This is a genomic window from Mesorhizobium sp. M0052, from assembly GCF_040323255.1.
Lineage (GTDB): Bacteria > Pseudomonadota > Alphaproteobacteria > Rhizobiales > Rhizobiaceae > Mesorhizobium.
Genome location: NZ_JAMYUS010000011.1, coordinates 40,145 through 62,908, shown reverse-complemented (window position 1 = coordinate 62,908; position 22,764 = coordinate 40,145). Strand labels below are relative to the sequence as shown.

At 63.9% G+C, this 22,764-nt stretch carries 20 protein-coding genes; 7 read left to right on the top strand and 13 right to left on the bottom strand.

Features of this window, described 5'->3' with window-relative positions; genetic code table 11:
- Positions 1-2,256 carry a hypothetical protein gene (locus tag NKJ77_RS16625; protein ID WP_031199268.1) on the bottom strand — a complete coding sequence of 752 codons (2,256 nt, stop codon included), beginning with the start codon at positions 2,254-2,256 and terminating at the stop codon, positions 1-3.
- 203 nt (positions 2,257-2,459) lie between these two features.
- Here NKJ77_RS16625 and NKJ77_RS16620 point away from each other — a divergent pair, with 203 nt between their 5' ends.
- Together NKJ77_RS16620 and NKJ77_RS16615 are read left to right on the top strand one after the other, a co-directional pair.
- On the top strand, positions 2,460-4,052 hold the full coding sequence (locus tag NKJ77_RS16620; protein WP_352535470.1) for an ABC transporter substrate-binding protein: 1,593 nt from the start codon (positions 2,460-2,462) through the stop codon (positions 4,050-4,052).
- A 6-nt stretch (positions 4,053-4,058) separates the two neighbouring features.
- Positions 4,059-4,922 carry a hypothetical protein gene (locus tag NKJ77_RS16615; protein WP_352535469.1) on the top strand — a complete coding sequence of 288 codons (864 nt, stop codon included), beginning with the start codon at positions 4,059-4,061 and terminating at the stop codon, positions 4,920-4,922.
- Between the two features lie 6 nt (positions 4,923-4,928).
- On the opposite strand, the gene NKJ77_RS16610 is transcribed toward NKJ77_RS16615, so the two are convergent.
- The 7 genes from NKJ77_RS16610 to bcoG form a co-directional block, all read right to left on the bottom strand.
- Positions 4,929-5,864, bottom strand: a complete 936-nt coding sequence (locus tag NKJ77_RS16610; protein WP_352496952.1) for an alpha/beta hydrolase — start codon at positions 5,862-5,864, stop codon at positions 4,929-4,931.
- Between the two features lie 124 nt (positions 5,865-5,988).
- A complete protein-coding gene (locus tag NKJ77_RS16605) occupies positions 5,989-6,771 on the bottom strand; it encodes a carnitinyl-CoA dehydratase (RefSeq protein WP_023831230.1) in 783 nt (260 codons plus the stop codon).
- Positions 6,764-8,842 carry an acetate--CoA ligase family protein gene (locus NKJ77_RS16600; RefSeq protein WP_023831231.1) on the bottom strand — a complete coding sequence of 693 codons (2,079 nt, stop codon included), beginning with the start codon at positions 8,840-8,842 and terminating at the stop codon, positions 6,764-6,766. Before NKJ77_RS16600 ends, NKJ77_RS16605 begins: the two co-directional genes overlap by 8 nt.
- Before the next feature lie 18 nt (positions 8,843-8,860).
- Positions 8,861-10,024 carry an acyl-CoA dehydrogenase family protein gene (locus NKJ77_RS16595; protein ID WP_023694246.1) on the bottom strand — a complete coding sequence of 388 codons (1,164 nt, stop codon included), beginning with the start codon at positions 10,022-10,024 and terminating at the stop codon, positions 8,861-8,863.
- Positions 10,025-10,029: 5 nt separating this feature from the next.
- On the bottom strand, positions 10,030-11,124 hold the full coding sequence (locus tag NKJ77_RS16590) for a carnitine 3-dehydrogenase (RefSeq protein ID WP_023831232.1): 1,095 nt from the start codon (positions 11,122-11,124) through the stop codon (positions 10,030-10,032).
- Positions 11,125-11,126: 2 nt separating this feature from the next.
- A complete protein-coding gene (locus NKJ77_RS16585) occupies positions 11,127-11,750 on the bottom strand; it encodes an HD domain-containing protein (protein WP_352535468.1) in 624 nt (207 codons plus the stop codon).
- A gap of 14 nt (positions 11,751-11,764) precedes the next feature.
- Positions 11,765-12,688, bottom strand: a complete 924-nt coding sequence (gene bcoG, locus NKJ77_RS16580; RefSeq protein ID WP_023831234.1) for a 3-dehydrocarnitine:acetyl-CoA trimethylamine transferase BcoG — start codon at positions 12,686-12,688, stop codon at positions 11,765-11,767.
- Between the two features lie 77 nt (positions 12,689-12,765).
- Here bcoG and NKJ77_RS16575 point away from each other — a divergent pair, with 77 nt between their 5' ends.
- On the top strand, positions 12,766-13,746 hold the full coding sequence (locus NKJ77_RS16575; RefSeq protein WP_023831235.1) for a GlxA family transcriptional regulator: 981 nt from the start codon (positions 12,766-12,768) through the stop codon (positions 13,744-13,746).
- Between the two features lie 61 nt (positions 13,747-13,807).
- On the opposite strand, the gene NKJ77_RS16570 is transcribed toward NKJ77_RS16575, so the two are convergent.
- Positions 13,808-14,011 carry a hypothetical protein gene (locus tag NKJ77_RS16570; RefSeq protein ID WP_023831236.1) on the bottom strand — a complete coding sequence of 68 codons (204 nt, stop codon included), beginning with the start codon at positions 14,009-14,011 and terminating at the stop codon, positions 13,808-13,810.
- A gap of 205 nt (positions 14,012-14,216) precedes the next feature.
- Positions 14,217-15,542 carry a xylose isomerase gene (xylA, locus tag NKJ77_RS16565; RefSeq protein WP_023831237.1) on the bottom strand — a complete coding sequence of 442 codons (1,326 nt, stop codon included), beginning with the start codon at positions 15,540-15,542 and terminating at the stop codon, positions 14,217-14,219.
- Between the two features lie 113 nt (positions 15,543-15,655).
- Between xylA and NKJ77_RS16560 the strand changes: the two genes are divergently transcribed.
- Positions 15,656-16,018 (top strand): nuclear transport factor 2 family protein, encoded by a 363-nt coding sequence (locus NKJ77_RS16560; protein WP_023806199.1) that lies wholly within the window; start codon positions 15,656-15,658, stop codon positions 16,016-16,018.
- 191 nt (positions 16,019-16,209) lie between these two features.
- Here NKJ77_RS16560 and xylB read toward each other — a convergent pair whose 3' ends face one another.
- The 3 genes from xylB to NKJ77_RS16545 all read right to left on the bottom strand — a co-directional run bounded on the left by xylB (position 16,210) and on the right by NKJ77_RS16545 (position 19,719).
- Positions 16,210-17,664 (bottom strand): xylulokinase, encoded by a 1,455-nt coding sequence (gene xylB / locus NKJ77_RS16555; protein ID WP_023831238.1) that lies wholly within the window; start codon positions 17,662-17,664, stop codon positions 16,210-16,212.
- An 81-nt stretch (positions 17,665-17,745) separates the two neighbouring features.
- On the bottom strand, positions 17,746-19,071 hold the full coding sequence (locus NKJ77_RS16550) for a tetratricopeptide repeat protein (protein WP_023831239.1): 1,326 nt from the start codon (positions 19,069-19,071) through the stop codon (positions 17,746-17,748).
- 24 nt (positions 19,072-19,095) lie between these two features.
- Positions 19,096-19,719: a LysE family translocator gene (locus NKJ77_RS16545; RefSeq protein ID WP_023831240.1), complete on the bottom strand. Its 624-nt coding sequence runs from the start codon at positions 19,717-19,719 to the stop codon at positions 19,096-19,098.
- Positions 19,720-19,948: 229 nt separating this feature from the next.
- On the opposite strand from NKJ77_RS16545, the gene NKJ77_RS16540 reads away from it, so the two are divergent.
- The 3 genes from NKJ77_RS16540 (at position 19,949) to NKJ77_RS16530 (ending at position 22,746) form a co-directional block, all read left to right on the top strand.
- Positions 19,949-20,716: a L,D-transpeptidase gene (locus NKJ77_RS16540; protein ID WP_023668871.1), complete on the top strand. Its 768-nt coding sequence runs from the start codon at positions 19,949-19,951 to the stop codon at positions 20,714-20,716.
- Positions 20,717-20,815: 99 nt separating this feature from the next.
- Positions 20,816-21,982, top strand: coding sequence for a diphosphate--fructose-6-phosphate 1-phosphotransferase (locus NKJ77_RS16535; protein ID WP_023831241.1), 1,167 nt, complete (start codon positions 20,816-20,818; stop codon positions 21,980-21,982).
- Entirely contained in the window at positions 21,982-22,746 is a 765-nt protein-coding gene (locus NKJ77_RS16530; RefSeq protein WP_050591992.1) for an MBL fold metallo-hydrolase, read from the top strand. Before NKJ77_RS16535 ends, NKJ77_RS16530 begins: the two co-directional genes overlap by 1 nt.
- The last annotated feature ends 18 nt before the right edge of the window (positions 22,747-22,764 follow it).

Below are 22,764 nucleotides of genomic sequence, written 5' to 3'. Positions count from 1 at the left end.
TCAACGTTCGCAGCTGACGGCTGGGGTTCTGAGCGGCAGAGTCATCTTGCAGCAAGGGTAGTAGCCACCCTTGTCCTTGTCGGACTGCCTGTAGAAGCAAAGTCCAACATCGACTCTGTCGCCCGGAGAATGGCCGGTGATGTCGACCGTGTAAGGCTTGCCGGGAGCATGCGACTGGGGTGATGTCACCCCGACGCCTGGTGTCATGGACTGGACTTTGATCGAATCGCCGCCAAAGCCGGCATGGTCATGGAGATAGAGGTCGGCCTGGAGGCCGCGAGGCGTGCAGTAGAACTGAACATCCTCGACATCGATGCACGGAGGCAGATCGCCGGGCGGTGGGAAGCCCGGCGGATAGAACGGCGGCAGATAACCGCCTGGGATCTCTTCATAATAGCCGGCACGGCCGTCGCAGGGGTGCCAGACCTCGACGTCGCCGACATGGCCTTCCACTTCTGGGTCTTCGAAATAGCCGTCGAAGTCGACGAACCACGAGCCGAAAGGCGGCACGTTGGCCGGCTTGACCAACGGCGTCGGCGTGATCTGCACGCCGTGCACGGCAAGCGGCCCGCCGGCGGCGAGTTGGTCGGCAAGTGTCGGGTTGTCGCGCAGCTTGTCGCCGGTGTTGACCAGCGTGTCGGTGCACACGCCGGTGTCGAGATTGCCGTCGGCGTCATAGCCATATTGCAGGTCGAGCCCACCGGCCGACTGCCGGTTGCCTTGCGGGAAGCCGACCGCATATTCCTGCGGCTCTTCCACCCAGACCGATTCCGTCGCCGGATCGTCCGGGTTTTCGCGCCAGTAGCGGATGACCTCGCCCTTGCCGGAATCGGCGAACTGGCTGTAATCGTAGCGATTCTCGACCGGGCCGCGCTGCGCCAGATACATGAAACCCTGGTTGTCGAAGGCGATGTCGGTGACGGCGTAGTCCTTGTCGGCCTTGACCGTCAGCTCCCAGCGCGGATCACCGGCAAAGCTGCCATCGCGGGCAATGCCAACCGACCAGATCTCGGCCTTTTCGCCGACCGAATAATAGAGCCGGCCGCCATGATAGGCGACGGACCAGACGCGGCGTTCGTCCTGCGTGTAGCCCCATGTGTCGGGGTCTTCCGAGTCGAAGGCAGCACCCTGTATGTCCATCACCGCACCGTCATCGGCGACGGGAGCCAGCCCATGCGCCGGCCGCCCGGCAACGCCGTGATCGAATGTGTCGATCAGCGTGCCGTTGGCGTCGAGGCGGTGGATGAGGCCGGTGTCGAGATCGCTGGCGAAGAACTCGCGGTGATTGCTGTCGAAGCTGATGTCGCCGATGCCGGAACCGCTGTTGGTGTCAATGTCGGCGAATTTGGAGACCGCGCCGGTGATGCCGTCGATCTTCCAGATCGTGCCCGGACCGCCACCGCTTTCGGTGCCGAACTGGCCGTCCATGAAGACGGCGCCTGCGGTTCCGCGGCGCTGTCGCTCGGGCCGACCGTCGGCATCTTCGTCCGGGGTGACGATACGGATGCCGTGCAGCGAGGTCGCGCCGGCATAGAGGTTGGGGACGCCCGTGGGAACGCCGTCGCGCACACCGTCATCATAGGTAATGGCGAACACCTGGCCGATCTGTTCGGCCGTCACCTCGAAAGGCGGCGGCGTGTAGACGAGCTGGCCGGAAGCCGGTCCGCCGAGCGCCGAAACGTCGAAGACGCGCAAGGTGGCGCGCGTCGTGTCGATGAAGGTTTCGTCGACCGGGTCGACGCCGGGCGGCAGCCCCCCCCTTTCGGAATCGGCAGAGTCGAAATTGGGAATGACGGTGCCGGAAAATCCGGTGACCGCCATCGAGCCGGGATAGATGATCTGGGTTTCCTGCGCTTGGGCGGCTGTGTCCAACCAGAGCGTGGCGCTCAGCGCCAGGGCAAGCAAACCGCCGGCCAGATGGAGCGAACGGCGCAAACCGCCGCTTGGAGACGACATGGACGCGCCGCGATCGCAGGACATAAAACTCCCCCCGAAGTTTTCGGGAGGAACATCCGGTCCGGCCGCGCGAAACAGGGCAAGGCGCGGCGTTCCGGCACGTTCGTCCCTGATCGAATTGTCTGCTTTCCTCATCTTCACGATACGCCTGCTCCTGCGCAGGGTCAACGGAATCAGCCGAAAGCCCAGCGCATCGACTCCATCCCGAAGGCGGTGGTCGCGCTGAGCTTGCGTTGGTCCCGGAGACCGTGGAGCCTCTGGGGTCCTGGTCATGGGGGCATCCTTTCCGGCCCGCACCATGCGGCGCCTGGTCGTCAGTCGCAGGCTGAAGCGGAAAGGTTCATGCAAAACGGCGGCCGGGTCTGTCCGCCATTTCACATAGGCGCGGCCAATTCCTTGTGTCAACTCAAGGTGGAAAACAGTCTTGGCGCGCGAAAGACCGGCCGGCTTACTTACCGTCAGTGCCGGCTTCTGCTAGCGTCTTCCCAACCCTGGGGGGTATCATGACACGCAGGCACTTCGTTCTCTTGCTGGCGGCGCTTTTTCCATGTGCGTTGCCGGTCCATCAATCCGTAGCCAAGACCTTGGTCTACTGCACCGAGGTTAGCCCCGATACGTTCGATCCCGCACTCGCCTCCGGATCCCGCGACGCCTCGGCCACCGCTCTCTATAACCGCATGGTCGAGTTCGAGCCCGGCACCACCAAGGTGCGCCCCGGCCTTGCCGAAAGCTGGGAGATTTCCGACGATGGCCTCACCTACACATTCCACCTGCGGCAGGGCGTGAAATTCCACATCGTCGAGGGCTTTACGCCTAGTCGCGACTTCAATGCCGATGACGTGCTGTTCACCTTCGACCGGCAGGCCAACGCGCAGAACCCGTTCAACAATTACGCCAAACGCCAGTACATTTACTTCGACGGCATCGGCATGCCGGATCTTGTCGCCGGTTGGCGCAAGCTTGACGACCATACTGTGGTGATGACGCTGAAGGCGCCGCATTCGCCGATGCTTGCCGACCTGGCGATGGATTTCGCTTCGGTCGTTTCCAAGGAATATGCCGACAAGCTCGTCGCAGAGAAGCGGCTTCTCGACTTGGCGCTGAAGCCGGTCGGGACGGGTCCGTTCCAGCTTGTCGACTACCAGCAGGATGCAGTCATCCGCTACAAGGCCAATCCGGACTACTGGCGCGGCAAGCCGAAGACCGACGATCTCGTCTTCGCGATTGCCACCGATGCCAGCATTCGCATGGAAAAGCTGCGCGCCGGCGAATGCGATCTCATGCCCTATCCAAATCCGGCCGACCTGGACGCGATCAAGGCGACGCCCGGTATCAAGGTCATGCGGCAGGAGGGCCTCAACACAGGATACCTCGCCTTCAACACCTTGCAGAAGCCCTTCGACGATCCAAGGGTGAGGAAGGCGATCGCCATGGCCATCGACACCCAGGCGCTGGTCGACGTCGTGTTCCGCGGCACCGGTGAAGTCGCACGCAATCCGCTGCCGCCGACCTCCTGGGCCTATGACAAGACGAGCCCCGATCATGTCTTCGACCCCGCTGCCGCCAGGCGGGGGCTCGCCGATGCCGGCGTAAAAGACCTGCACATGAAGATCTGGGCGATGCCGGTGCAGCGTCCGTATAACCCGAATGCGCAGCGTATGGCCGAAATGATCCAGTCCGACCTGGCAAAGATCGGTGTCACCGTGGAAGTCGTGACGTATGAGTGGACTGAATACCTTGCCCGCTCGAAGTCACGCGACCGCGATGGCGCCATGCTGTTCGGCTTCACCGGCGACAATGGCGACCCCGACAACTTCCTGTCGGTGCCGCTTGGCTGTGCCGGCGTCGGCACCACCAATCGTGCCAACTGGTGTTTTCCGGCCTTCGACGATCTGCTCAAGCAGGCAGCCGGGATCGTCGATCCCGCTGCCCGCGCAAAACTCTATTCGCAGGCGCAAACGATCTTCAGGGAGCAGATGCCGTGGGTCGATATCGCCCACTCCGTGGTCTCGATGCCGATGCGCGAACAGGTGACGGGCTATGTCATGGACCCCTTTGATCACCATGATTTCTCGGGCGTCGATATCAAGGAATAGCGTTCGGTGTCTGCCGCAGATCTCGATGTCTATGTAGAGAGCCTGCGCAATTTCCGACTGGTGCGGAGCTATAGCATCGCGCAGTTACTGCCTTACCTGGAACAGGCTGGATTGAAAGTGCGCCTGCTCGACCGGCCGGCCGGCCGAGATCGGGCGCCGGTGGCCTTTCTGCATGTCGACCTGACAATCGTGCCGTCAACGTACCGCGGTCTCGGCCACCTCTACGACCGCACCATCAATGGCCGCGCGCTGTCCATCCACCGGCACCTTTATTCGACACTGAAGCTGGAGGCCGGCGACAGCCACAAGGGGCCGGTTGTCGTCAAGACGGTCCTCAACTCCAGGGGCCGACCAGAGCAGCGCTGGTGGCAGCATCGCAACGGCCTGACCAGGAGCGCGCATGCCATCCGCAAGCTCTTCGAACCCGGCTACAAGGACCGCCTGTGCCCGCCCTATAAGGTCTACCAGACGATCGGCGAGGTTCCGCGGGATGTATGGCGCAACAATCGCCTGATGGTGGAAAAGTTCGCTTTCGATACGCTCGACCTGCCCATCGTCAAGCACCGCTACATGTTCCTGCTCGGTGCCGAGGTCAACATGCGGCAGGTCTACGACGATGTGTTGTGCGCCGGCTCAAAAATCCTGAGCAATGAGGTGGGCGGCGCCGTCCCGCCGGAGGTGCTGGCGGTGCGGCAAAGGCTCAACCTGGATTTCGGCGCCATCGACTATTTCATCGTCGACAGCAAAGGCATTGTCGTCGATGCCAACAAGACCGTCGGCTCAAACCCTGAATGGCTGAAGAAGAATCGCTTTCGTCAGGAATTCAACGATCGCATGGCTGAGGAACTGATCGCCTTTGTCCGCGGTTGAGCCGGATCACCAGATCCAGTCGCCTTTGCCCAGCACGGAAACCGCCTCGACAATGCGGCTGAAGGAGGCGCGGGCCCGGCCAACCGTGTGCCTGGCCCGGAGATAGCCGTGCACCAGTCCCGGCTCCTCGAACCAGGTGGCATGGCCGCCGGCAGCGAGGACGCGGTCGCGATAGGCCTCGCCGTCCGACGACAGTGGGTCACACTCAGCGGTGATCAGCACTGTCGGTGGCAGGCCGGTAAAATCTGCGTCGGCCATTGGATACAAAGTGATGTCGCCGGTCCCATCGACGCCGCCGGTGCGGATATCCCTGTAGAAGTCGAGATCGCGCACCGTCAGCATCGGCGCTTCCGCATGCGTCAAATAGGAGCCTTGCGAACGGTCGCCGCCGAGGCCGGGATAGATCAGCACCTGGCCGATCGGCTTTTTGGCATGGCTGCGCGTTGCGTGGGCGACAGCCGCGCAGAGATTGCCGCCGGCGCTGTCGCCGCAGAGCAAAATAGGGCAGTCGTAGTTCGAGGCCGCCCATTCGAAGGCATGCAGCGCATCGTCGAAGGCGGCAGGGTGCAGATGCTCTGGCGCCAGCCGGTAGCCGATGGAGACCACTTCGAAGCCGGTCCGGGCGCACAGCTCGGCGCAGACATCGTCATGGCTGTCCAGCCCACCGAGGATGAAGCCGCCGCCATGGATGTAAAGCACCATCGCGTCCCGGTTGGGTGAGGCAGAGCGATAGATGCGGATCGGGATGTCGTGGGCGGCAATGAAAGTCGTTTCCGCCGTCACACCATTGGGATAGCCGGCAAAGAACTCGCGGCACATCCGGTCATAAATCGCACGCTGCTGGGCGATGGTGTAGTCGATCGTATCGGGCGGGTAATAGGAATTGGTCCGCTCGATGAAGGCCCAGGTCTCGGCATCGATGAGGGTTTTGTAGTCGGTCATGCAGCTCCTTTACCTCCCCCTTGATGGGGGAGGTCGCCGCGAAGCGGCGGGTGGGGAGTGGTGGCGCATCACCCCACCCCGGACCTTCGGTCCGACCCTCCCCATCGAGAGGAGGGTAAAGAGGCTACTTCCCCTTCCACACCGGGTCGCGCTTTTCTGCGAACGCACGAAACCCTTCCATATTGTCCTCCGAGCCATACAGCGCATCGACCGTCGCCAATTGCCGGCGCGTCACGCGGTTCATCGCGTCCTGGAAGGTCAGCGCCTCCGCCACCCGCGCCGTCTCCTTGATCGCGGCGAACACCAGCGGCGGGCCGCTGGCGAGCAGCCTTGCGATCTCCCAGACGCGCTCCTCGAGCTTGTCCTTGGGCAGCACTTCGTTGACCAGGCCCCAGCGATGCGCTTCCGCCACATCCATCCAGCGGCCGGTGAGCAGAAGGTCCATGGCGACATGGTAGGGAATGCGCTTGGGCAGCTTGATCGTCGCGGCATCAGCCAGCGTGCCGGCGCGGATTTCGGGCAGGGCGAAGGAGGAATGGTCGGAGGCGAAAATGAGGTCGCAGGACAGCGCCAGCTCGAAGCCGCCGCCCACCGCCATGCCGTTGACGCAGGCAATGATCGGCTTGTTCATGTCGCGCAGCTCCTGCAGGCCGGCAAAACCGCCGACGCCATAGTCGCCGTCGACCGCGTCGCCACCGGCGGCTGCCTTCAAATCCCAGCCGGCGCAGAAGAACTTGTCGCCGGCGGTCTTGACGATGGCGACGCGCAATCTGGGATCGTCGCGGAACGCCTTGAAGGTCTCGCCCATCAGCCGCGAGGTCTTGAGGTCGATGGCGTTGGCCTTGGGCCGGTCGAGCGTGACCTCGAGAATGGTGCCCTCGCGGCGGGTGGAAATGACGTCAGACATTCTTCTTCTCTCCCAGCACCAGCAGCGAGTCGGCGATCCAGGCGCCCTTGCCCTCGGCGCAGACGATCAGCGGATTGATGTCGAGTTCCTCGATCTCTCCGGCATTCGTCTGCACGAAGCCGGCAATGCCCGCGATGGCGTCGATGGCAGCGCCGATATCGGCCTTGGGCCGGCCACGATAGCCGTCGAGCAGCGGAAACAGTTTGAGGCCACGCAGGGCGGCCTCGATGTCGTCGCGCGTTGCCGGCAGCATCAGCGTGACGCTGTCGCGCAACAGCTCGACCAGCACGCCTCCGGTGCCCAGCGTCATGACCGCGCCGAACATCGGATCGCGGGTGAAGCCGACGATCAACTCGGCAACGCCGTCGCGCACCATGCGCTCGACATAGAGGCCGGTGCCGAGCGGCAGCAGATCATGCGCGGCCGTGCTGACCGATTCGGCGTCTTTCAGATTGAGCCGCACCGCGCCGACTTCCGACTTATGGGTGACGCCGAGCGCCTTCAGCGCCACCGGGAAGCCGAGCGCCATCGACGAAATCACCGCCTCTACGGCGTTAGCGGCACGTTCTGCCTTCGGCACCGGCAAGCCGGCCTTGATCAGCCGCGCCTTGGCTTCGGCCTCGTCAGGGGTGACATGATCGCCGCCGGCAGCACCTGCAGCCGACGTGTCGATAGGCTGCGCCTGCGGCTCGGCCCAGGCCCAGCCGATGAAGGCTGCCGCACCTGCGGCATCCATGGCCTCGGAGATGCCGAACAGCGGCACCATGCCGCGCGCCATCAGTTCGGCGGTGTATTCCTCCGGCAGGTTCTCCGGCAGCGACGAGACAATCGCGCCATGCGCCTTGTTGGTCTTCAGCGCCGATTCGAAGGCGCGCAGCGTCGCCCACCAGTCGGTGACCGAGCAGCGGTCGGGGCGTGGAAAGTCGAGCACCAGCATGTTGAGGTCGAAACCACCCGACACCATGGCGGTGAAGGTGGCGGTCATCGCCGGCTCGTTGTTCCAGATGAAGGTGTGATAGTCCAACGGGTTGGCGACGGCGACCAGCGGCCCGAGCGTCGATTTGACATGGGCGCGGTGCTTGCTGGTGAGCTCCGGGAAATTGACCCAGCGCCCTTCGGCGCTGTCGGCCATGACGGAGGCTTCGCCGCCGGAGCAGCTCATCGAGGACAGGCGGTAGCCGGGCAGCGGCCCGGTGACATGTAGAAGCTTCAACGCCTCGATGAAGGCGGGGATAGAATCGACGCGCGCAATGCCGAGCCGCCGCAGGAAGGCGCCCGAGGCAGCGTCCGAACCGGCCAGCGATGCCGTGTGCGAGACCGTCGCCTGCCGCGCCTGTTCGGAGCGACCGACCTTCATGGCGATGATCGGCTTCTTCAATTCGCGCGCGCGCGCCGCCAGCTTCTCGAAGCCGGCTACCGAATCGAAGGCTTCGATGTGCAGGCCGAGCGAGGTGACGCGCTCATCCTCGATCAGGCCGAGCGCCATTTCCGACAGGCCGGTCTGCGCCTGGTTGCCGGCGGTCATCAGAAAGGCGATCGGCAGGCCGCGCTTCTGCATCGTCATGTTGATGGCGATGTTGGAGGACTGGGTGATGATGGCGACGCCCTTGGCGCCTTCGGGCAGCCTGATGCCGCCATGCTGGTCGGGCCATAGCAGCGCGCCATCGGCATAGTTGATCAGGCCATAACAGTTCGGGCCGATGATCGGCATCTGGCCCGCGACAGCCACCAGTTCGGCCTGCAGCCGCTCGCCGTCATCGTCATAGGCCTCGGTCTCAAGAAAGCCCGCGGCAAAACAGACGGCGCCGCCGGCGCCGCGCTCAGCCAGCGCCTTGATCACCTCGATGGTGAGATGCCGGTTGACGCCGACAAAGGCGGCGTCGGGCGCCCCGGGCAATTCGGCGACCGAGCGATAGGCCTTGCGGCCGGCGACCTCGTCCTTGTTCGGATGCACCGGCCAGATTTCGCCGACAAAGCCCATCTTGATCGATTGCTCGACGACGGCAGCGGCCTGCGCCCCGCCGAACACGGCGATGGATTTTGGGCGCAGGAGACGTTCAAGCTTGTGCATATTCCCCGTCTCTTCTTTTTAAGCCCCGAACGGGCGCAGCAGCGCCCGCGAAATGATGTGGCGCTGGATTTCCGACGTCCCTTCCCAGATGCGCTCGACGCGGGCGTCGCGCCAGATGCGTTCCAACGGCAGGTCGTCCATCAGCCCCATGCCACCATGGATCTGGATGGCTTCGTCGGCAACGAAGGCGAGCATTTCGGTAGCCTTCAGCTTCGCCATGGCCATGTCCTGATCGGTGACGGTGCCCTGATCGTACTTCCAGCCGGCTTCGAACACCATCAGGTCCGCCGCCTTCAATTCGGTCGCCATGTCGGCGAGTTTGAACGACACGCCCTGGAACTTGCCGATCTGCTGGCCGAACTGCTGGCGCTGCGCGGAATATTCGATGGCATGACCGAGCGCCCGCTCGGCGCGGCCGAGACAGGTGGCGCCGACCTGCAGGCGCGTGGCGCCGAGCCAGGAATTGGCGACGTCGAAGCCCTTGTGGACCTCACCCAGCACCTGGCTTGCCGGCAGGCGGCAATCGTCGAATTCGAGGATGGCGTTGGTGTAGCCGCGATGCGAGACGTTGCGGTAGCCGTCGCGCACGGTGAACCCCTTGGTGCCCTTGTCGACGAAGAAGGCGGTGATCTTCTTGCGCTTGCCGCGCGGCGTTTCTTCCTCGCCCGAAGCCATGAAACAAATCGCGAAATCGGCAAGATCGGCATGGGAGATGAAATGCTTGGTGCCGTTAAGGACCCAGTCGTGGCCGTCCTGCACCGCGGTCGCCTTCATGCCTCGCAGGTCGGAGCCGGCGCCGGGCTCGGTCATCGCCAGGCAGTCCCACTTCTCGCCGCGGATGCACGGGAACAGGTACTTTTCGCGCTGCTCGGGCGTGCCGGCGAGCAGGATGTTGGAGGGGCGCGCGACGCAGGTCCAGTGCAGCGCATAGTTGGCGCGGCCGAGTTCCTTCTCGTAGAGCAGCCAAGTCACCGTATCGAGGCCGGCGCCACCGACATCGGCCGGCATGTTGGCCGCATAGAGCCCAGCTTCGATTGCCTTGACCTTGATCTCCTCGATCAACTCGCGGCGCAGCACGCCGGTGCGCTCGACCTCGCGTTCATGCGGGTAAAGCTCATTCTCGACGAACGCGCGCGTCGTCTCGACGATGAGCTTCTGTTCCTCCGAGAGACCGAAATCCATGGTCCTCAGCCCTTCTTCTTTTTCTTCGGCTTTTCCGCCTTCTTCACCGGCTTGGATGCCTTGGCCTTTTCGGCGGCCCTGGATGCGGCCGGCTTCTTCGCTGCCAGCTTGGCCAGCTGCCTGGTATAGTCCTTGTGCAAGGCACCGGCGCCCCAGCCCTTGCCTTTGTTCTGTTTCGACAGAGCATCCATGATCGCGACCAGATTGTCGTCGCGGATCTTTTCCAGCTCGCGGATCGACAGGCCGTGCGCCTGGTCGTCCGACTGGGAGGCGATAAGATCGACCAGCTCGTCGTTGAACTCCGGCACATCCATAAGCTTGGTCCACGGCCATTTCAGGCACGGCCCGAACTGCGCCATGAAGTGGCGCATGCCTGCCTCGCCGCCGGCGACGCGATAGACCTGGAACATGCCCATCTGCGCCCAGCGCAGGCCGAAGCCATAGCGCATGATGTCGTCGAGTTCCTCGACCGTGCAGATACCGTCCTTGATCAGCCACAGCGCCTCGCGCCAGGCCGCTTCGAGCAGGCGGTCGCCGACAAAGGCCTCGATTTCCTTGCGGATCACCACCGGCTTCATGCCGATCGAGGCATAGATTTCCTTGGCAACCTCGATCGCTTCGGGGAACGTCTGCTCGCCGCCGACGATCTCGACCAGCGGCAGCAGGTAGACCGGGTTGAAGGGATGTCCGACAACCAGACGCTCCGGATGCTTCTTCATCGCGACCTGCATGTCGGTCGGCTTGATGCCGGAGGTAGACGAGCCGACTATGGCGTTCGCCGGCGCATAAAGGTCGATCTCGGCCAGCACGCGGTGTTTGAGGTCGAGCCGCTCCGGCACGCTCTCCTGGATGAAATCGGCGTCGGCCACCGCCTCGGCGATGGTCTTGGCAAAGGTCAGTCTGCCTTCCCTGGGCAGGCCGCCTGGAACCATCTGCTTGTAGGCGCGGCGCGCGCCCTTCATCACTTCCGAGACCTTGCGCGATGCCTCCGGATCGGGATCGAAGATCGACACGTCGATGCCGTTGAGCAGCAGCCGCGCCACCCAGCCGGCGCCAATGACACCGCCGCCAATGGCGGCTGCCTTGTTGATGATGCTCATGGTCAGGCTCCGGTTCTTGTCTTGGCGGTTTCGGGGTCGATGAGAGGCACGCGCTCGCCGGAGCGGATCACGAAGGGGTCGTAGGCCTTGCGGGTGAAGACTTCGAGCACGAAGGGCCAGAAGAATTCGATCGGCAGCGTGTCGTAGTCCGGGTCGAAGCTCGACTGGTCCCAGCGTTCGCAAAACTGGTCGCAATCGTCGAAATAGGCATGGCCGGCGAAGCGGTCGCGAGCGTGGCGGTTGCCGCCGAGATGATGCGCGTAATAGAGCCGCTGGAAGTCGCCATGCTTTTCCACCACCCAGGTGCATTGCTCGCGCACGAAAGGTTTCAGGATCGAAGCGGCGTACTCGTCGTGATTGTAGGGAGCGTAGATGTCGCCGATGTCGTGCAGCAGCGCGCAGGTGATCCAGTCGGTGTCGGCGCCGTCGCGCCAGGCACGAGTCGCCGCCTGCAGCGAATGGCCGAGCCGGGTGATCTTGTAGCCGGACAGGCCTTCGTCGAGCTGCACCAAAGCGTCGAGCAGCCGCTCGCCGGTCTTGGCGGCATAGTCGATCTCATGGGCGGTCAGGAACTCATAGTCTTGCCTGTCGCCATCCTTCATCGCAGTGAATTTGACGGTAGCCATGATCCGCTCCCGTCTTAAGCAGCCGCTGCGATCGGCGCCCGCTTGGTGAGGTTGAGCTTCCTGCGCACTTCCTCCGGCCCCAAAATCCTGGCGCCGAGATTGGTGACGATGCTGGCGGCGCGCTCGACCAGCTGCGCATTGGTGGCCAGCACGCCCTTGTCGAGCCAGAGATTGTCTTCGAGACCGACGCGGACATTGCCGCCGGCGAGCACTGCAGCGGCTGCATAGGCCATCTGGTTGCGGCCGATGGCGAAGGCCGACCAGTTCCAGGTCGACGGCACGTTGTTAACCATGGCCATGAAGGTGTTGAGGTCGTCCGGCGCCCCCCACGGCACACCCATGCAGAGCTGCACCAGCGCGTCGGGATTCAAGACCTTTTCTTCGACCAGCTGCTTGGCGAACCAGAGGTGGCCGGTATCAAAAGCTTCGATCTCCGGCTTGACGCCGAGCGCCGTCATCATGCCGCCCATGGCGCGCAGCATGCCGGGCGTGTTGGTCATGACATAATCGGCCTCGGCGAAGTTCATGGTGCCGCAATCCAGCGTGCAGATTTCCGGCAGGCACTGGCGCACATGTTCCATGCGGTTGGTGGCGCCGCCCATGTCGGTGCCTTTTTCATTGAGCGGCAGCGGCGCTTCCGGTGAGCCGAACACCATGTCGCCGCCCATACCGGCGGTCAGGTTCAGGATCACGTCGACTTCTGCCGCGCGGATGCGGTCCGTCACTTCGCGGTAGAGATGGATATCGCGGCGCGGCTTGCCGGTCTCGGGGTCGCGGACATGGCAGTGGACGATGGCGGCACCGGCCTTGGCCGCATCGATCGCCGAATCGGCGATCTGCTTGGGCGAGCGTGGCACATGCGGAGAGCGGTCCTGCGAGCCGCCGGACCCGGTCACGGCACAGGTAATGAAAACCTCACGGTTCATCGCGAGCGGCATGGACATCTCCTCCCATAGAAACAGACCCTAACAATGACCGACTTGCCGGAAACTGTTTTGCAATTTACGAAGCTCTCGTGATCAAAAGCGAAAAACCGACCATCTTTCGCGCTGAGCGATCGCCGCTCAAGGTGATGCTGCTGGTGTTTTCAGGCTCGTCAATCATGTGCGTGGCGTCGGCCGTCGACCCGCTGCGCGCCGCCAACCGCATCTCCGGCGAGACGCTGTTCGATTTCAAACTGGTCTCGGTCACCGGAGAGGCGCCGGTCACCACATGTGGCCTGCCGGTGGCGGTCAGGGGCCGCTTCGATGCGGCCGAGCCGACCGACGTGCTTGTCGTCGTCGCCGGCTTCGGCACCCAGAATTACGCGACATCGGCTCTGCTTTCCGGATTACGGCGAGCGGCCCGCGCGGCTCGCGCCTGCGGGGGCGTCGAGGCCGGCACATGGCTGGTGGCGCGCGCCGGCCTCCTCGAAGGCCGCAGCGCCACCACCCATTGGGAAGACATGGAGGATTTTTCCTCCGCCTTTCCCGGCGTCGACGTGCGTCCGGACCGCTACGTCATCGACGGACCGGTGTTCACCTCGGGCGGGGCGTCGCCGACCTTCGACCTGATGCTGCATCTGATCCGCACCCGGCTCGGCATGGCCGTCGCGCTCGATGTCGCCAGCGTCTTCATCTACGACCAGGCGCGCGCCGCGACCGACGCGCAGCCGCTGGTCTCGCTCGGCCGGCTCGACGGCTACGACCCGCGTCTGGCGCAGGCTATCCGGCTGATGGAATCGCATGTCGACCAGCCGCTGACCATCGACGCGGTGGCAAAACGCGCCGGGGTGACGGCGCGGACATTGGAGAGCATTTTTCGCAAGTCGATCGGCGAGACGCCGGGCGCATATTATCTCAGGCTGCGGCTGGGCGCGGCGCGGCGGCTGGTGGTCGACACGCGGATCGCCATGGCGGATATTGCCGGGCGGACGGGGTTCTCGTCCGCCGCGGCATTTTCCAGAGCGTTTTCAAGAGCGTTCGGCGAAGCCCCGGTCAGGCTGCGCCGAGGTTGATGCATGTCGCCCAAAAGTGTGTCGCGGTTTTGGGATAACGACATGCACAGACAAAGGGAGATCAGGCTGCGTTCTGTCGTTCGCCGCCGGCGTCCATCTGCGAGCGGATCTGCCTCGCCAGACGGAGTTCAAATCGGCTGCTGACAGCCCGATCCCATTCGTTTTTCACGCTGTCGGTCGGCCGCGGCAGCGCCATCAGCCGGTCGATGATCGATCCGGTCTCGCCGGATGAGAGCAGGGCGTCGATTTCGCGTTCGTGCTGCATATCGGTTCGCCTCCTTCCTTTTCACCCGCCACAACCGCATCCTTATACGAGATACGTGACGGCAGTTTGAAGGCAAGAGCGAGGTCATTGAGGGGCGCCAAAGGGCAAACCCTTGTCGTCGGATAAGGTCTTGCGCAAACCCCATTCCGGGGCGGCCGGAATGTTATCCAGCCACCCTTGAGCACAACGAATCGGCTTTCCGCCCTCAGACGTAGCGGTTGACGATGTTTTCCAGCAACTCCTGGCGGCCGGAGCGTGGCTGCGGCTCGATCTTCTTCTTCACCACGCGCTCGGCGATGTCTTCCAGCGAGCGCTTGCCCGACAGCATCGCCTTCCCCTCGGCCGTGTTCCAACCGGCATAGCGCTCGGCCAGCGGACCCGACAGCGCCTTGTCCTCGACCATCTTGGCGGCTGCCTTGAGGCCTCGTGCGCAGGAATCCATGCCGCCGATATGGCCGATCAGCAGGTCCTGCGGGTCGAGCGACTGGCGGCGCAGCTTGGCGTCGAAATTGGTGCCGCCGGTCTTGAAGCCGCCGGCCTGCAACACCTGGTAATAGGCCAGCGCCATCTCGGGCACATTGTTGGGGAACTGGTCGGTGTCCCAGCCCGACTGGTAGTCGTTGCGGTTCATGTCGATCGAGCCGAAGACGCCGAGCGCATTGGCCAGCGCCAGCTCGTGCTCGAAGGAATGGCCGGCAAGAATCGCGTGGCCCTGCTCGATGTTCAGCTTCACTTCCTTCTCCAGCCCGAAGCGCTTGAGGAAGCCGTAGACCGTGGCAACGTCGTAGTCGTACTGATGCTTGGTCGGCTCCTGCGGCTTCGGCTCGATCAGGATCGTGCCTTTGAAGCCAATCTTGTGCTTGTAGTCGACGACGAGACTGAGGAAGCGCCCAGCCTGCTCCTGCTCGCGGGCAAGATCGGTGTTGAGCAGCGTTTCATAGCCCTCGCGCCCGCCCCACAGTACATAATTCTCGCCCTTCAGCCGCTTCGTGACGTCGATGCAGCTTTTCACCGTCGCCGCCGCATAGGCGAAGACATCCGGATCGGGATTGGTGGCGGCGCCCGACATGAAGCGGCGGTTGGAGAACAGGTTGGCCGTGCCCCAGAGCAGTTTGACGCCGGTCTTCTTCATCTTGGCGGCAAAATAGTCGGCGATCTCGTCGAGCCGCGCGGCACTTTCGGAGAAATCCTTGCCTTCCGGCCGCACGTCGGCGTCGTGGAAGCAGAAATAGGGCGCGCCGAGCAGCGAGAACATCTCGAAGGCGACGTCGGCTTTCAGCCTGGCCAGTTCCATCGTGTCGACGCCGCCAGCCTTGGGAAACCAGGGCCGGTCGAAGGTCTGGCCGCCAAAGGGATCGCCGCCCGGCCAGGCGAAAGAATGCCAGTAGGCGACGGCGAAGCGCAGATGGTCTTGCAGCCGTTTGCCGGCCACCACCTCGTCGGGATTGTAGAAGCGGTAGGCCAGCGGATTGGTCGAATCCGGCCCCTCATACTTGATCGCTTTGATGTCGCCGAAAAATCCGCTGCTCATGATTTCTGTCCTCTCTCGAATAGTTCACCCTGATTACCTCAGGCGTAATTGGTTTCGCTCTCGCTTGGGGTGAAAAGCCTCGTGTCAAAGCCACTCAACGAAGGAGACAGACCATGACCGATCTCAACACGATCGCCCAGAACTACATCACCGCCTGGAACGAGGCCGATGCGGATCGCCGTGCCGAACTGCTCAAGGCCACCTTCACCGAAGACGTCAGCTACCGCGATCCGCTCATGCAGGGCGACGGCCACGCCGGCGTTGCTGGGCTGATCGACGGCGTACAGCAGCGCTTCGCCGGCTTCCGGTTCTCGCTGAGGGGCCAGCCGGACGGGTTTGGCGACCGCATCCGCTTCTCGTGGAATCTTGGGCCGGAAGGCGTGCCGTCGGTTATCGAAGGCACCGATATCGGTGTTATCGAAAATGGGCGCCTGAAGAGCGTCACCGGGTTTCTCGACAAGGTGCCGGCGCAGTGATCGATTAAGGGTGGCGCGAGACACCCCCCTCTGCCCTGCCGGGCATCTCCCCCGCAAGGGGGGAGATTGGCTGGCATCCACGCCTTCGCTAATCACCCACCTTACAAGACTGGCATACCCGCCGACGCTGCCGATCTCCCCCCTTGCGGGGGAGATGCCCGGCAGGGCAGAGGGGGGTGCCTCGCGCTCACTCACGCCATGGCGCCTTTGATCGCCGGGTATAGCGCCCGGTAGCGCTGGTACGCATCGGCATACGCCCCGCCAAGCGCAGCATCCGGCTCGATCGTCGCATCCGTCCTCGGCGCCGTGCACACCGCCCGCGGATCAGCCCCTGTCGCCGCGATCAGACCAAGCCTCGCCGCGCCAAAGGCAGCACCGAAATCGCCGTCGGCCGGAATGTCCACCGGCACCTGCAGCGCCGTAGCGATCGCCTTCAGCCAGTAGCGCGAGCGCGAGCCGCCGCCGATCGCCGTCACCCGCGTCAAGATCGTGCCCGCCGTCTTCAAGGCTTCGAGACTGTCGCGGAAGGCGAAGGCGACGCCTTCTAGCACGGCCTGCGTCAGCACTGCGCGGCCGGATTCATGCGCCAGTCCGGTGAAGGACCCACGAATGACGGAATCATTGTGTGGCGTACGCTCGCCCGAGAGGTAGGGCAGGAACGACACACCGCTCGGCGCTTTCAGCGTCTCGCCAAGTTCGGCGGTCAATTCGCCGGCCTTCTTGCCTGAAATCTCCGACAGCCAGTTCAGCGAATCGGTCGCAGACAGGATGACCCCCATCTGGTGCCAGGTGTTGGGCAGGGCATGGCAGAAGGTGTGCACCGCGCTGGCCGGATTGGGCAGATAGGACGCGTTGGCGGCAAACAGCACGCCAGATGTGCCCAGCGACACAAAAGCGTGGCCGGCGCCGACCGTGCCCATGCCGCAGGCCGAAGCAGCATTGTCGCCGGCGCCGCCGGCAACCGGGGTGCCCGATGCTATGCCCCAGCTGGCGGCCAGTTCGGCGCGCAAGGCGCCGGCCTTCTCCGTGCCTTCGACCAGCGACGGCATCTGCCTTTCGTCGAGCGATGTCGCCGCAAGCAACTCGGGGGACCAGCGCCGTTTGCCGACATCGAGCCAGGAGGTGCCGGCCGAGTCGGACATTTCTGAGATATGCTCGCCGGTCAGCCACAGCCGCAGGAAATCCTTCGGCAAAAGCACCTTCGCCACTTTGGCGAAGACCGAGGGCTCATTGTTCTTCACCCAGGCGAGTTTCGGCGCCGTGAAGCCGGGGAAGACGATATTCCCGGTGAGTTGGCGAAAGCGCGGGTCGGCATCGAGCGCCGCGGCCTCAGCGTGGCTGCGCGTATCATTCCACAGAATGCAGGGGCGCAGCACCTGGTCGCCGGCATCGAGCAAGGTGGCGCCATGCATATGGCCGGAAAGGCCGATGCCCTTGACCGCGGCAAGCTCTTTCGGGTGCGAGGCTTTCAGCTCGGCAATGGCCGTCTCGCAGGCGCGGATCCAGTCCGTGGGGTTTTGTTCGGACCAGCCGGGATGCGGCCGCGATACGTCAAGCGAAGCATGGCCGGAGCCGATGATCTTCTGCCCGGCATCGATCAACAGCGCCTTGACGCCCGACGTGCCGAGATCGAGGCCGAGATACATGCATTCCTCCCATTGCCATTAATTTTTTCGGGTCTCGAAAAAATCTGGCTTGCCAGTTTTTAAAACAAGATCCGCCGCGGGTCAATTCTCTGACAAATTGGCGGCCCGTTGCGAAAGCAGCGCCGACAGCGGACTGTCCGGCCGGGCCAGTGCGCGCTCGGCCGTCAACGCCCGGGCAAGCGCTGTGTCGCCGGCGCGCAACGCCGCCTCGATCAACGAGAGATCAATCACATCGCGCTGGGCGTGGCTGCCGCCAAAGCGATGGGCAATGGCGCGGATCGGTCGAATCAGGCGCACCGCTTCGCTGTAATTGCCCTCGCCGAATGCCTTGATGCCTTCCGTCAGTGGCTGGCCGACATCCCGGGTGAAGGCGGCGTTGTCGTCGCTGCCGCGCATCGCCTCGTGCTGGGCTTCGAGCAAGATCTTGACCGGCGCTTCGAGACCGGCGCCGACGAATGCCATCATCGCATGCGCATCGTTGAAGGCGTAATTGCCGGCTCCAGCCTTGGGCGCCCAGTTGGCAGCGAGCGCTGCCCAGCGGTCGCCGACATCGACACCGCCGAGATAAAGCCGCCACAGGATCGCAGAGGCGTCGACCATGTTCAGCGCCAGCGTCGAACGCTCGCCATAGATCGGCCCGTCATAGAGCTTGAGCACCTCGTCGATCTCGCCGAGATCGTAGTGGAACAGCGCCAGATGCCACCAATTATGCACCTGCAGGAAGCTTTCTTTGGTCCACGCCTCGGGGTTGGCGCGCATCCAGGCGATGCCGTCGCGTTGCCGGCTCTGCATCTCCATGACATGGGCGACCGCATGCTGCGCCCAGCCGTCTCGCGGCTCGATCTCGATCGCCTGTCGGCCTAAACTTTCGGCTCTGATATAGTCGCCCATCTCCTCGAGACCGAAGGCCTGCATACCGAGAATGGCGTGGTAACCTGGCATGCCGCTCTGCCAGGACGGCAGCGCGCGGCTGATACGGTCGCGCAGCATGCGGGCATTGCCGGTGAAGAAGTCGATCTGGTGGCCGACCTGCAACGCCACCGCGTCGAGCGGGTTGTCGATGGCGATATCTTCGAGCAGGCGCGCGGCGTCATGCCAGCGTCCCTCGGCAAGATGGCCAAGGGCCGCGACATGCGCCTGTTCGCGCGACGTCGCGGCAAGCGGCAGTGCCGCAGCATGGCATGCCTGGGCGACCGCCATTGCCTCGCGTTCGGTGGCGAGGCCGAACAGATACCCCTTGAAGACATGCGCCATGACGAAACCGGGATCCGCCGATATGGCGCGGTCAACGGAGCCGACCGGGTCGCCGACGAAGCATTGCAATTCATGAACGGCCTGGCTGTAGGGTGAAAACCCGGCCTCGGTCGCGCCCGAAAACATTAGGCCGAATGGATCTCTTACTGCCATATCGGCCCTGATGCTCCGCAGTTCCTATTTGCCCGAGCGCATCGCCACCGTGGCGATCCCGGCGCCGACCAGCAGCGTGCCGCCGGTGCGGTTGAAGATGCGGATCGCCTTGGGGTTGCGTACGACGTTGCGGGCGCGCGCCGCAATCAGCGCGTAGCCGAAGGCATTGGCGAAGGCGAGCGCCAGGAAGGTCGCTTCGAAGATCAGCATCTGTGTCCAGAAATCGGCTTCCCGATTGAGGAACTGCGGCAGGAAGGCGACGAAGAAGGTGATGCTCTTCGGGTTGAGTGCGGTGACCAGCCAGGCGTGCGCCATCATCTTGGCGGCCGAGACGGCATCTGTGCGCGGTTCAGCTTTGAGCGCGCCGCCGGCGCGAAACAGTTTTACCCCGAGATAGACCAGATAGCAGGCGCCGATCAGCTTCAGAATGGTGAACACGGTCGCCGACGCGGCCAGCAGCGCGCCGATGCCCAGCATCGACAGGGTCATGGCGGTGAAGTCGCCCAGCGCCACGCCGACGGCCATCGGCAAGGCGGTGCGCCAGCCCTGGCCCAGCGCATAGGACACGACCAGAAGAATGGTCGGGCCGGGAATGATGAGCAGGACGGTGGAGGCGGCGGCGAAGGCGGCCCAGTTTTCGAACGACATCTTTGTCTCCTTGAGCGCAAAGAAAAGGATAAATCCTCGTGTGCGGGGGAATGTAAAGAGCCCTCTCCCAAAAATGCGCGGCGGACTATTCCGCTCGACCGCTGCGCTATTGGCGGCACAGGCTTAAGACCGGTCGTTGGGGCCTTCACCCTTTTTCAACCATGTTTGGCGAAACTGCCTGCTATCCGGCCGGACCGTGTTTCCCGCCGACAGCGTAGGGTTTGGGTGCATGCGTGAGTTGCCGCAGAATGTGACGCCGCCAGCAAATGGCGACGCAAACGAGACCGAACATCTCTATTCCCGCCGCTTCGTCCTGTCAGGGGCCGGCGCCATGACGCTGCTCGGCATGGCCGGCTGCAGCACTTCGACGCTCGAGCTGCCGCAATTCCAGCTGGATGACACGGTCACCGGCTCGGTGCGGCCGATCCGTCCGGCGATCAGCGTCGACAAGAACGTCACCGGCCCCGATGTCATGTACGCTTCGCTCAACGATGGCGGCTTCGAAGTGCCGGCGGTGCCCTATCAGAAGGTCAAGCCGGAGTTCCGCCGCCAGATCGTCGTCAACGAGACCGGCGAGGCGCCCGGCACCATTGTCGTCCATCTGCAGGAGCGAAAGCTCTATCTGGTGCAGGAGGGCGGCGACGCCATTCGCTACGGCGTCGGCATCGGCAAGGACGGCTTCCGCTGGTCCGGCCGCGCCAACATCCAGTACGGCAAGGAATGGCCGACCTGGACGCCGCCGCCGGAGATGATCCAGCGCAAGCCGGAACTGGTGAAGTGGCAAAACGGCCAGCCCGGTGGCCTCACCAACCCGCTCGGCGCACGCGCTCTTTACATCTACCAGGACGGCAAGGACACCGGCTACCGCATACACGGTTCGCCGGAATGGGCGAGCATCGGCCAGGCGATGTCGTCGGGCTGCGTGCGCCTGATCAACCAGGATATCATCGACCTCTACAGTCGCGTTTCCAAGAAGAACCCGGTCGTCGTCGTCTGATCCTGTGCGGCGGTTTGGCGCCGGTGGAAACTCCCGTTGCGCGATGCGGCAAGCTAGGCCAAGGTGCCTTGAAAACCACAGCGCCGGGAGAGATCGAGCATGGCTGGAACGTTTGTCATCGCACAGGGCGGCGGCCCGACCGCCGTCATCAACCAGACGGTTGTCGGGGCCACGCTGGAAGTCCGCAAGCGCCATCCCGGCGCCAAGGTGCTGGGCTCGCTCCACGGCGTGCGCGGCATTCGTGACGGCAACTATGTCGACCTCTCCGCCATCCCAGAGGACCGGCTGCGGCTGATCGCCGGCACGCCGAGTGCCGCGCTCGGCTCGACACGCGACAAGCCCGACGCTGCCTATTGCGAAGTCATCCTCAACGGGTTGAAGAAGGCCGGCGCCGACGCTTTCATCTACATCGGTGGCAACGACACGTCGGGCACGCAGCAGATCCTGACCGACGCAGCCGGCGGCAGCATCGCTTTCGTCCATGCGCCAAAAACCATCGACAACGACCTCGAGGAAAACGACCACACGCCGGGCTTCATCTCGGCGGCCGAATTCGTCGCCGGCGCCTTCCTGTCCGTCGATCTCGATTTCCGCGCATTGCCCGGCATCTATGTCGGCATCGTCATGGGCCGGCATGCCGGCTTCCTCACCGCGGCGGCTGCAGCCTGGCAGCTCGATCCCGACAGCGGCCCGCATCTGGTCTACGTGCCGGAACGGCCATTCTCCGCCGCCGGTTTCATCGACGACGTGCGCTCCACGCTCGACCGCCACAAGCGCTGCATCGTCGCCGTCTCCGAAGGTGTCAGCACCGCCGACGGCAAGGCGCTGGTCGAAAGCCTGGTGCCGCCGGACAAGCTCGAGCGCGACGCGCATGGCAACGTCAAACTGTCGGGCAGCGACCTGCCGTCAGCTCTGGAACGTGCGCTCGCCGAAGGCCTGCCGGGCAAGCGCGCCCGCGTCGATGCGCTTGGCTACATGCCGCGCGGCTATGTCGGCGCGATCAGTGCCGTCGACGCGCAGGAGGCTTTCGACGCCGGCGCCTTCGCGGTTGCCGTTGCCGGCGAAGGCGGTGGCTCGGTGGCGCTGCAATATGACGGCACGAAAACCGTGCTGAAGAAGGTGCCGCTGAAGAACGTCGCCGGCAAGACGCGCCATATGCCCGACGATTTCATGAAGCCCGATGTCAACCAGCTTTCGGAAGCGGGCATGGCTTACCTGAAGCGGCTGGTGCCGGAAAAATACAAGGTGGGAAAGCCCTTCGTCTGATGGGCGGCCGTTTTGGCGGCGTCCGTTTTGGTGGCGAGCGCGTTGTCGGCGACTGGTTCGGCAAGACGATCATCGACGACCGCACGACGATGCTGACCGAGCCGTTCGTGCATGATTTCGTGCGCGCCAACATCTGGCATTTCAGCGGACGCGACGCCGACCTGCTGGTCGACACCGGCATGGGCATCTGCCCGCTGGCGCCTGAGATCGACACGCCCGAGGGCAAGCCGCTCATTGTTGTCGCCACCCACATCCATCTCGACCATGTCGGCTCGCTGCACGAGTTTCCGCTGCGCGCCGGGCCGCGGCACAGTGCCGAGCATTTCGAGACCATGAACGAGGCAGTGACCTACGCCTACATGTTTTGTAATCTCGACGGCGCCGTTTCGAAATTGCCGACGCCGGGCTGGACGGCGGCCGATTACAAGATCCCGCCGGCGCCGCTGACGCGCACGCTGGACGAGGGCGACATCGTCGACCTCGGCGACCGGCAGTTCCGCGTCCTGCATCTGCCCGGACATTCGCCGGATTCGATCGCTTTGTTCGAAGAGACGGACGGGTTGTTCTTTGCCGGCGACGCCATCTACGATTCCATGCTGATCGACGACCTGCCGGATTCCTCCCGGCCTGATTATCGCCGTACCATGCAGCGGCTCCTCGACCTGCCTGTCCGCCTCGGCCATGGCGGCCATGGGCCGAGCTTCGACGGCAACCGGATGCGCGAGATCGCCACAACCTATCTCAGGCGCACCGAAGGCCGCTGACGACATTGTGATCGGAAC